8 protein-coding genes are annotated in these 10,775 nt (G+C 56.3%); 4 read left to right on the top strand and 4 right to left on the bottom strand.

The window, feature by feature from the left end; genetic code table 11:
- The 4 genes from JRJ26_19020 to JRJ26_19005 all read right to left on the bottom strand — a co-directional run.
- Nucleotides 1-307 (bottom strand): sugar ABC transporter permease (locus JRJ26_19020; GenBank protein MBW2059587.1); only part of this gene is annotated, 307 nt, incomplete at its 3' end.
- Nucleotides 308-506: 199 nt separating this feature from the next.
- Nucleotides 507-1,940, bottom strand: a complete 1,434-nt coding sequence (locus JRJ26_19015; protein ID MBW2059586.1) for an extracellular solute-binding protein — start codon at nucleotides 1,938-1,940, stop codon at nucleotides 507-509.
- Nucleotides 1,941-2,198: 258 nt separating this feature from the next.
- Nucleotides 2,199-3,296, bottom strand: coding sequence for a sn-glycerol-3-phosphate ABC transporter ATP-binding protein UgpC (gene ugpC / locus JRJ26_19010; GenBank protein MBW2059585.1), 1,098 nt, complete (start codon nucleotides 3,294-3,296; stop codon nucleotides 2,199-2,201).
- Between the two features lie 214 nt (nucleotides 3,297-3,510).
- The gene (locus JRJ26_19005; GenBank protein MBW2059584.1) at nucleotides 3,511-4,719 is read right to left on the bottom strand and encodes a hypothetical protein; all 1,209 of its coding nucleotides are present in this window, start codon (nucleotides 4,717-4,719) and stop codon (nucleotides 3,511-3,513) included.
- A 527-nt stretch (nucleotides 4,720-5,246) separates the two neighbouring features.
- On the opposite strand from JRJ26_19005, the gene larA reads away from it, so the two are divergent.
- The 4 genes from larA to JRJ26_18985 all read left to right on the top strand — a co-directional run bounded on the left by larA (nucleotide 5,247) and on the right by JRJ26_18985 (nucleotide 10,050).
- Nucleotides 5,247-6,518 carry a nickel-dependent lactate racemase gene (larA, locus tag JRJ26_19000; protein MBW2059583.1) on the top strand — a complete coding sequence of 424 codons (1,272 nt, stop codon included), beginning with the start codon at nucleotides 5,247-5,249 and terminating at the stop codon, nucleotides 6,516-6,518.
- A gap of 226 nt (nucleotides 6,519-6,744) precedes the next feature.
- A complete protein-coding gene (locus tag JRJ26_18995) occupies nucleotides 6,745-7,710 on the top strand; it encodes a pyruvate dehydrogenase (acetyl-transferring) E1 component subunit alpha (GenBank protein MBW2059582.1) in 966 nt (321 codons plus the stop codon).
- An 18-nt stretch (nucleotides 7,711-7,728) separates the two neighbouring features.
- Nucleotides 7,729-8,703: an alpha-ketoacid dehydrogenase subunit beta gene (locus JRJ26_18990; GenBank protein ID MBW2059581.1), complete on the top strand. Its 975-nt coding sequence runs from the start codon at nucleotides 7,729-7,731 to the stop codon at nucleotides 8,701-8,703.
- A gap of 129 nt (nucleotides 8,704-8,832) precedes the next feature.
- Nucleotides 8,833-10,050 (top strand): 2-oxo acid dehydrogenase subunit E2, encoded by a 1,218-nt coding sequence (locus JRJ26_18985; protein ID MBW2059580.1) that lies wholly within the window; start codon nucleotides 8,833-8,835, stop codon nucleotides 10,048-10,050.
- Nucleotides 10,051-10,775: the final 725 nt, after the last annotated feature.

Below are 10,775 nucleotides of genomic sequence, written 5' to 3'. Positions count from 1 at the left end.
TGCCCAGGATAAAGGAGATTAAGGTGGAAAACCCGGAGTAGTAGACCGTGTGCTTGAGGTAGACCCAGAACCGTGGGTCCACGGCCATCCTGATATACTGTTTGAGGCCCACGAACCTGAGCACGGCCGGGATATCCAGGTAGAGGCTGTTCTTCACCACGAGGAACGTGGGGTAGATGATCAGGAGTGTCGTTGCCAGGAAGGTCGGCAGAATTCCGAGAAAGACGAACCTCCGATCAAGAAGCTCGAGAATCCGCTTGCCTGTCGTCTTAGCCCCTGCAGTGGCGGTAGAGCCTGCTCTATTCAATCGAATGCCCTTTCCGATTCACCCACTTGAAGCATACCTTTTCCGCCGCCCTGAAAAGAGAGCCCGGAGCCACCGTGTCAGCCCTTTTAGAACAATGGAATTCCCGCAACCAACGCCCTATTCAGACACCAAGAGGTTGCGGGAACTCCATCGAGATAAGGAGGGGTTTCAAGAACTAATCCTAGAACACTCAAACCCACTAGAACCAGAGACGTGCTTCGTACTCCTTCTGCGCCTTTTCCAGGGCCTCCTTGGGACTCATCTCTCCTGTAATAGCCTTCGGCCCATAGTCGGCAATTATGAGGTATGAACCGGAAGCCTGCTGGTAGGTGATGCTCTGGCCGTTCTCAAGGGACCACTTCATCAGCTTGTAGCCATAGGTCTTTTGCTGGACCTCGGGGTCGTCGTATATCTTGGGCATGAGCGCGAGGTTCTGTTCCACCACCTGCTCATCCTTGTTCGATTCGTAGCTTCTCACACAGTCGAGGTAGAGAGCGGCAGCGACTTTCTTGTACGGATCGGCATAGGAGTTTATCGCCGCCGAGTAGGCGTCTACCCTGGGATAGTGAGACCCCTTGGGTCCGCCGTCCCATCCTCCGCAGGCCGGAAGAGCTGCGATGCCCCACTTGTCAGACGGAAATTTTTCCTTGTCTGAGACGAGCTTGAAATTCACCCAGTTGTTGGTCACGGCCATGGCAACCTTCCCGGCCATGAACATGGTGTAAAGATCCACGTCCCAGTAGTTTATCACTCCAGGGGGAGAGATCTTGTACCTCTGCACCAGGTCTGTCAAGAACTGGAGAGCCCTGATACCTTCGGGGGTATCATAGTGAGCCACCCCCTTGGCGTCGACGATGTTCCTGGCCCTGACCCCCTGGAGATACATCATCTGCTGGATCTGCCATGCACAAGCATCGGTAGTGGCGTAGTAGACGAAACCCCAGATGTCAGGGTTTCCGTCTCCGTTGGTGTCGACAGTCAGCTTTTTTCCGTAGTCGATCAGTTCCTGCCAGGTCTCAGGCGGTTTTGTTGTGCCGACGTATTTCTGGAGAAGATCCTTTCGATAGAGCAGTTGGTGGGTGCGTCCCATAGCCGGGACAGCATACATGTGCCCTTGATAGGTACAGTTGAAGATCGCTCCAGGGGCATACAAAGTCTTGCTCTCGTCGCTCCACATCTGGTCGATCGTCTGGGTCCACCCTGCCCGAGCAAAGTCCATGGCGTCTCCCGGCGAGAGGTGGATGGCCGTGGCCGCACCTGACCTAGCGGTGAACATGGAGATAGCCTTACTCCCTATAGCCGTGTCGGGCGTAACGATGTTCTTCACTTTGATGCCTGTCCGCTCTGCGAATTTTTTCTGATGGATCACGATCGCCGGATCGTACTTCAGGGCCCCGGCGTTGAGCCAGCTGATCTCCTTGACTTTCTTGGCGATGAACTCCCACCCCCTGGGTGGTCTCCACTCCTTTGCGGTGAGCCTTTCTACGATATTGTCTCTCCATTTGATCTTCTTCATCAGCTTCTCAAACTTTCCGGCCTGGGCCGTGTGAGGACAGATCGCGATCAGCGCAGGAACCAGAAGGAAAAGCGAGACAACAACGACTTTTCTCTTGATTGAACCTTTCCCCATCATGGCAACTTTCCTCCTTTCTCAGAGTCAATACGAGGTATCATTTTAACAACTCGTCTGTCTTCTTCACCTCCCATCTCTCGGCTTTTTGACTTCTCCTCTTTTACAAGATTCCATGAAGCACGAGAACATAGCTGTTCCTTCTCATAGGCCCTTTCAACCTTGAAGGGAGAGGAGTGCTCGGTTGGCCTTCTATTCCTCCTCGTGCCGTTTCATCTGGGCTCTCTTCAAACTCGGTGAAAGGCATTGACCACTGGACGATCAATAGACGTACTCGGTCTCCTTGTTGAAGAGATGGATAAGGTTCATGTCCACCAGGAACTCCACGTCATCGTGGACCCTGGCCCTTGTGCGTGGATCGACACAAGCGGTGATCTCGTATGGGCCGCACGCTGCTTGCAAGATCACCTCTGAGCCCAAGGGCTCAAAGACATCCACCGTCGCCTTCAGGACTTCCCCCCCGGGGAAGGGCCCCTTGATCTCCTTGTCGTAGATGTGTTCGGGACGAATCCCAAGGATCACTTCCTGGTCCTTCGCCTTGCCGAATCGCTCATAGAGGTGTTTGGGGATCGGCAGCTTGAAGCCCTCACCCTGGACCACAAGGACCCCATTGTCCTCTACCACCCGAGCATCCAGGAAGTTCATAGCCGGGCTTCCTATGAACCCGGCCACAAAGAGGTTCTTGGGGTTGTTATAGACCTCCAAGGGAGTGCCGATCTGCATGATGTGGCCCTGATTCATGACCACGATCCGGCTGGCCAGAGTCATGGCCTCGACCTGGTCGTGGGTCACGTAGACGATGGTGGTTTCCAGCCGTTCGTGGAGCTTGGCCAACTCTCCCCGCATGGCGACCCTGAGTTTCGCATCGAGGTTGCTCAGAGGTTCATCGAAGAGAAAGACCTTGGGCTTTCTCACGATGGCCCGTCCCATGGCGACCCGTTGTCTCTGTCCTCCTGAAAGCTCCTTAGGCTTTCTTCCCAGCAGCTCTTCGATACCGAGCATCTTGGCCCCTTCGTTGACCCTCTGATCGATCTCCTCTTTCGGGAATTTCCGGAGCCTGAGGCCGAAGCTCATGTTCTTGTAAACGTTCATGTGGGGATAAAGGGCATAGTTCTGGAAGACCATGGCAATGTCCCGATCCTTTGGTGCCACGTTGTTCACCTTTCGCTCTTCGATGTAAATATCACCTTCGGTCGGCTCCTCCAATCCCGCGATCATCCGGAGAGTGGTGGTCTTGCCGCACCCTGACGGCCCGACAAGGGCCAAGAACTCCTTGTCCTGGGCGACCAGGTTGATGTTGTTGACCGCCGTAACATCCCCGAATTTCTTAGTCACGTTCGAGAGTCGAATTTCCGCCATGGCAATGTCTCCTTAAAAAAGGAATCATCATTTCCTTAGGTCTTGTACCAGAACCTTTAAAGCCCGGGAGAACGGGTTTGCTGCGATTCGTGCGTACTCCGGTCCTACGCGGGCAACCTCGTTAGGATAGCTCAGTATACCGTAACCACGATCAATGTCAATAACCCAGTCGGAAAATTTTCACCTGTGCCGGGGGTTCACGTCCCTCGACCAATCAGGAGGGAGCAGCGTACCATCCGAACTCATCGACAGCCTCGAAGAAAGCGACCACGTTCTCCCAGGGGACATCCGGCATGAGGGTGTGGGTAGGGGCGATCAGGAGGCCCCCCCCGGCCCCTAGTGTATCGATTGTCCATCTCACCGCCTCCCTGACCTCGGCCACGGTACCAAAAGGCATGGTCTTCTGGATGCCGACTCCTCCCCAGAAAGAGAGGCGATCCCCGTATTCTCTTTTAAGAAAGGCCAGATCCATGCATTCGGGCTGAATCGGATTGAGCACGTCGATCCCGATGTCGATAAAGTCCTCGATTATGGGTTGAACAAAGCCGTCGGTATGAAAAAAGATGATGATTTCGGGATTCTGCTTCCGAGCCGCCTCGATGACCTGTCTCAGCCTTGGCATCAACATCTCCCGCCATGTCTCGGGACTCATCATCAGGGTCTCCTGGGTACCCAGGTCGTCTCCGAGGCGGAGGATATCTACTCCTGCCTCGGCATATCTGGCCGCCATCTGGCAGCGGATCTCGGTCAGCCTGTCGAGAAGATACGAGGCGAAAGGCTTGTTCAGGGAAAAGTCAAGGAAGAGTTCTTCCATGCCCCGCATCTCCCATGCCAGCTCGAAAAGGGTCTGCTGGAGAAACCCGGCTGCCGCCAGTTGATCTTCATGGACCTGGGTGACCATATCGTCCAATCTCCGGTGGCGCTGGGGTTCCATGGGGTTGGGGAAGGGATAGTTTCGCAATTCATCCACATTGGTCATACCCTTGAGGGGAGGAATACTCTTCTTGTAGTGGTGAAGGGAACCGGGCACATAGGCGACTCCCCATTCGCTGATTGCCGATCCGGGAGGCAGGTCGGGGAGATAGGCGGAAAAGTCGGCCACGCGTTGTGGCGGTGCGAACGAGACATGGCGGACTTCCCAGCCGAAGTATTCGTCGGGTGTGAGAAAGGACGGTCGCACCTCGTGAATGAAACCCGAGGGGATGGCGCTGTCCGTGAGGTATTGTTCCGGTATGCCTGCTCCTACCCTTTCGTTGAAGGTACGCATCATCCACGGGGTGAATCTCGAGCATGTGGGGACCTTGTCGGGCTCCCTCCGTTTGAGGGCCCGAATCACCCTTTCTCTGGGCGTCATCCTTGCCCTGTTGATGTTCTTGTAAGGGAAGCGTCTTTTACTGCCTGATCTCCGAGGTTGTATCATCAACGAAATCCCCGATTGGGTATTCAAAAAGTATAAGATGAAGCAGGGGACCCAGTCAACGGGATAACCCAGTGGAGCCTCCTGACTTTTGGAGAACACCCTTGCCTATGGGCGGCATTGCGGAAACGGTGGGGTACCCATCAAGGGTGAGCGGGGAGGGGAAGGGTCGTGTTCGTGATTCGTGTTCGTGAGTCGTGGGTCGGATTCGTGATTCGTGTTCGTGGGTCGTGTTCGTGAGTCGTGTTCCTCAGGAGTCCTCGCCCGAAAACTCAGGAACTCCACGATAGCCCAACAAAGCCGGCCTCAAGGTAGAGAGGAACCGATGATCCTGCCTCCCCAGGAAGTGCTGTAGGGTTTTTGATTGTGAGAGTATTGACACCATTGTGCCAGAATCATATTCTTGCATGATAGTCACCCTTGATAGTAACCCTTGGGTACGCAGTCACTGCCGCGACGGTCAAAGCGGGAGCGGTCGGTCATGAGAGAGGATGGCCCAGTGATCCTGGGCCACGTGGAGCGGGGTGAGCAGGGTGAAAGTGAGACTCCCTTATGGGAAAACCAGGCTTGAGGTAGATCTGCCTGACGATGTCAGGGTGGAAGTCCTGGAGCCGTCCTATGTGGAGGGATTTGCCGACCAGGCTGGGGCCGTCCGGGAGGCATTGCAGCACCCCACGGGGTCGCCGCCGCTGAGGGAACTAGTCAAATCATCCGATAGGGTGGGGATCATCTTCAACGACATTACCCGGGCCACACCGTACCCGGTGATTCTCCCGGTTTTGCTGGGAGAGCTCGGCCATGTTCCGGATGAGAGGATCGTGCTTTTCAATGCGACTGGTACACACCGGACAAATACGCAGAGCGAGTTGCGGGGGATGCTGGGCGAGGAGGTTGCAGGCAGATACCGAATCGTGCAGAACGATGCCACTGACAGAGAGTCCCATGTGAGAGTGGGGACCACCTCTCAGGGAAACGACGTGTGGGTCCTCAGGGAGTTTGTGGAGTGCGACGTAAAGATCCTGACCGGTTTCATTGAACCCCATTTTTTTGCAGGTTTTTCCGGGGGACCCAAAGCGGTGGTACCGGGGCTCGCGCTTCTCGAAACAGTCGAGCGCAACCACAGTGCGAAGAACCTGGACGACCCCAATGCCCGCTGGGGGGTTACCCGCGGGAACCCTCTCTGGGAAGACCTCAGCGAGGCTGCGGCCATGGCACGTCCCACCTTCCTTTTGAATGTGGCCCTGAACAGCAAAAAGCAGATCACACGGGTATTTGCCGGGAGTGTCGAGGAGGCTCATAGCGAAGGCTGTGCCTTCGTAAAAGAGACGGCCATGGTAGCGGTTGGCGAGCCCTTTGACATTGTCATCACGAGTAACTCGGGGTACCCCCTCGATCTCAATCTGTACCAGGCGGTCAAGGGGATGAGCGCGGCTTCTCAGGTGGTCAGGCAGGGGGGCAGTATAGTCATTGCGGCGGACTGCTGGGACGGGATCCCGGATCATGGCGAATACGGGCAGCTGCTGCAGAGGGCGGAAAGCCTTGAATCGCTTCTGGAGATGATCCGGGCGCCAGGTTTTGCGATGCAGGATATGTGGCAGGCCTATGTGCATGCCTTGATCTGTCTGAAGGCCGACGTGTACCTCTATACGCGGAATCTGAGCGACGATCAGATCAGGGGGGCCTTTCTCAGGCCGTGCCACCGGATCGAAGACTCCATAGCGGAATTGCTCCGGAAGTATGGCCGGGACGCGGCGATCTGTGTGCTTCCGGAGGGTCCTCAGACCATCCCATACATCCGGGACTAATAGTCGGTTGTGTCCTGCAGGGCCTTTGAATTCCACCTGTGTCGGGATTTTGTCGAGGGCCGGCGGCGGTATTGATTACCCCTACCACATTCAAAGGGTTACGAACGTCTACTGCGCCCAGAGGGAATCGTGGCCGGCCTGTCTTGAAAGGCTGGGGGGTGTGGGGGCTCCCCTTTTGGTGATGGCGAGGGGTTTGTAAGTTTTCGGGCCAGAAAGGGAATGTAAGATGAATCGGCCAAAAGTGCTTGCGAAGGAGCGGTACCTGGAGCTTTACAGGAAACTGGTAATGATCCGGCGGCTGGAGGAGAAAATAGACGAGCTGTTCAGGCAGGGTGTCATCAAAGGGGCGGTCCACCTTTCGATCGGCCAGGAAGCCGTGGCTGTCGGGGTATCTGAAGCCCTGGACAAAAAGGATCTCATCATTGCCACCCATCGCGGACACGGACACTGTCTGATGAAGGGGGCGGACCTGAAGTCGATGATGGCCGAGCTCTGCGGCAAGGCTACCGGTCTCTGCAAGGGTAAGGGTGGATCGATGCACATCATCGATGTGAAGAGGGGCATGCTGGGTGCAGTGGGGATCGTCGGATCGGGGATGCCCATGGCCACGGGAGTGGGATTGGCCATAAAGATGCAGAGGACAGGCCAGGTTTGCGTCTGTCTTTTCGGTGACAGCGCTTCCCACGGGGGTATGTTCCACGAGTCTCTGAATGTCGCCTCTTTGTGGAAGCTCCCGGTTGTCTTCATCTGCGAAAACAACCTGTACGGTCTTACTGTATCGATGAAAAAGGCCTCGGCCGTGAAGGATATCGCGATTCGTGCCAAGGCCTATGCCGTCCCCGGGGTGGTGGTAGACGGGATGGACGTACTGGAGGTGCAAAGGGCGGTCCAGAGGGCGGTCAAGAGGGCAAGGGACGGATTGGGACCTTCCCTTCTCGAGTGCAAGACATATCGGTTTATGGGTCATTCCAGGGGCGATCCTGCTTACGGACCGTATCGGACCAGAGAGGAGTGGGAATCGTGGAAACAGAGGGATCCGTTACTGGTCTTGATGAACAAAGGAGGGCTCACCTCCAAGGAGGTGGAGGGGATCGACAGGGAAGTATCCAGGGAGATCGAGGAGGCCGTGAGGTTTGCGGAGGAGAGCCCTGAACCGGATCTGTCCTCTGCCTTGGAAGACATCTATGCATAGGCAAGGGGTGGAACGAGGATGAGAGCGATCACATACGCGGAGGCTCTGAGGGAGGCCTTGGCCGAGGAAATGCGGCGAGACGAAAGGGTGTTCGTATTCGGAGAAGATGTAGAATTGGGTTATGCCTTTACGGTTTGCAAGGGGCTGATAGACGAGTTCGGGCCGGAACGGGTGCGCGACACGCCGATCTGCGAGCAGACGATAGTCGGCATAGCCGTCGGCTCATCCATGATAGGTATGCGCCCTGTGCCGGAGATCGAATTCTGTGATCTTCTCACTCTATGTATGGATCAGATCTGCAACGAGGCTGCCAAGCTCCGGTATATGTCCGGTGGGCAGGTCTGCTTTCCCCTGGTGGTCCGCAGCCCAGCCGGCAAATGGGGTTCCTTCGGGGCACAACACTCCCAGACACTGGACGCATGGTTCATGCACGTTCCGGGACTCAAGGTCGCTGTTCCCGCAACGCCCTATGACGCCAAGGGGCTTCTCAAGTCTGCAATACGGGATGACAACCCCGTCCTATTCATCGAGCGGAAACTCCTCTACCAGATACCTGGTCCTGTTCCGGAGGGAGAGTATCTGGTTCCATTGGGACAAGCAAAGATCCACAGGGAGGGAAAGGACGCGACCGTGGTCGCCATCGGCCGGATGGTGTCCCTGGCGCTGAATGCCTCGGAAACGCTCGAGAAGGAGGGCATCAAGGCTACCATACTGGATCCGAGAACCCTTGTTCCTCTTGACCGAGAGTCTATCCTTGCCTCCGTGAGGGAGACCCACCGGGTTGTTATCGTGGAAGAGGGATGCAAGACAGGAGGGGTAGGAGGCGAAATAGCCGCCGTGGTGAGTGAGGAGGCTCTGGATGACCTGGATGCTCCGATCAGGCGGGTCGCCGCGCTCGATACGCCGGTTCCCTTCAATGCCGCCCTGGAAGACTTTGTTCTTCCCAGCGAAGAGAGGATTATCCAGGCGGTGAGAGATGTGGTCTCTTTCTAGCTCCACGGCTGGTGATAGTCACAGAAAACACAGCCTGGTGTGTTTCCCATGGATTCGGGCTGCGGTCGATAGGGGAGGGGAGAAGCCGCATATGATCTTTTGTGATTCTTTGGCCATGGAAAGGTGAGGATGATGGCTACCGAGGTTACAATACCCAATCTGGGCTATACCATGACCGTGGCAAAGATTCTCAGGTTCGTCAAGTCAGTGGGCGACTCTGTCGAGGCCGGGGAAACGCTCTTCGAGATCGAGACCGACAAGGTGAACTACGGCATCGAGGCCCCTGTAAGCGGTGTCGTAAAAGCGATCCTCAGAGATGAGGGCGACGAGGTACCGGTGGGGGGGGTCGTCGCGATCATCGGGGACAGGGACGAACAGGTCGATCTCGCCCGGTATATGGGACGGGAGGGAGAGGGTGAGGGCAAGGCTCCGGAGGGGGAGAGGCAGGAAAGGGAAGTCGTCTCTGCTGCCCGCCTCGAGAAGGGAAGAGTTCTCGCGTCGCCGGTGGCCAGAAAAATGGCCAGGGAAAGAGGGATCGATCTCACTCTGATCAGGGGATCCGGCCGATCGGGGAGAATCCGGATGGCGGATGTGGAGCGGTATCTGAGGGAGGTGATGACTGAGGGGAGAGAGATCGAGGCTGGTCCAACATTTCCCGAGATAGCAGAGGTTATCACCATGACCTCCATGCGTGCCACGATTGCCAGGCGGCTGTCTCGGAGCTTTCGCGAGGCTCCACATTTCAATCTCTTCACAGAGGTCGACATGACAGAGGTCAACAGGCTGCGCGAGAGCACGGGGGACAGTATCGAGGCGCAGGCAGGGACCAGGCTTTCAATAAACGACATCCTGATAAAAGGGGCCGCCCTGGTTCTCCGGGAGTTTCCCCTTCTTAACGCCAGGCTGGTGGATGAGAAGATCGAGGTTTTGAAGGACATTCACATCGGGCTCGCCGTGGCGCTCGATGAAGGGCTTATAGTTCCAGCCGTCGAGAAGGCTGATCATAAGAGACTCTGGCAAATCGCCCGAGAGAGAAAGGATCTGGTGGACCGGGCACGGCAGGGGAGGCTTAAACTCCACGAAATCGAACGGGGGACCTTCACCATCTCTAACCTGGGCATGTATGATGTCTACTTCTTCACATCGATCCTCAATCCGCCCCAGACAGGGATCCTGTCCGTGGGAAGGATCGTTGAGAGACCTGTTGTGAGGGGTGGGTCGATAGTCATAAGGCCGATAGCAGATATGAGCCTTGCCGTGGACCACCGTGTCGTGGACGGAGCGGTGGGAGCACGGTTTCTCGAAGCCCTCAAGAGGGGTCTTGAAAACCCGTATACCTTGCTCTGATCTTCTTGTAGCTTACTCTGATTTTCTCGCGGATTGGTTGACAAAATGACCAAGCGGGTTGATGACATGGTGGCGAGTTTGGTCAATGGGGTGGAGAGGCTGTTGAGTGGCCGGGGATCCGCGTTGTAAAGGGAAGCGCGTGTTTTGAGGATTCCAGGAGATTGGCTGTCAGGGAGACTGGTGAGAAAATCGAGGGAGATTCGATCATCATTGCCACGGGGTCTATCCAAGCCAGACTCAAGGTGACCGGGCCCCCGGGGCTCCGTCGCCCGGGTGCTGCTCTTCTCCCTCTCCCTTTCTGCGAGGCCCCGTGAGTGGTCTCAAGCCTGCTTCCCATCCGGACTTTCACACTTCGTGGCTCAAGCCAGATCGATGTCACTGAGAATTCGCCGTAAAGCGAAGATTGCGGAGTTTCCGGGGCCACGCGGATCCGGGGAAGCCCCGGCTTTACGGGTGGAGTTTCCTGAGTTTTCGGCCCAGGATTCTTGCAAGTATATGACTTCACGATCTTTTTCTGTCTTGGCAGGAGAACGCCCTTGTCCCCTCGCTCCTGAGCTCACGCGGTGACCCTATCAAGGTTCGCGGGTGGGGAATTCCTGCCCCTTCCCCACGAACACGAATCACGAACACGAATCACGAACACGACCTTTCCCCTCCCCGCTCACCCTTGATGGGTACCCCACCGCTTCCGCAATGTCGCTCGGAGGCAAGGGTGTTCTCCAAAA

This window comes from Deltaproteobacteria bacterium (assembly GCA_019308905.1).
Lineage (GTDB): Bacteria > Desulfobacterota > BSN033 > WVXP01 > WVXP01 > JAFDHF01.
Note: the sequence above shows the minus strand (reverse complement) of the source record. Positions and strands in the feature narration are given on the sequence as shown.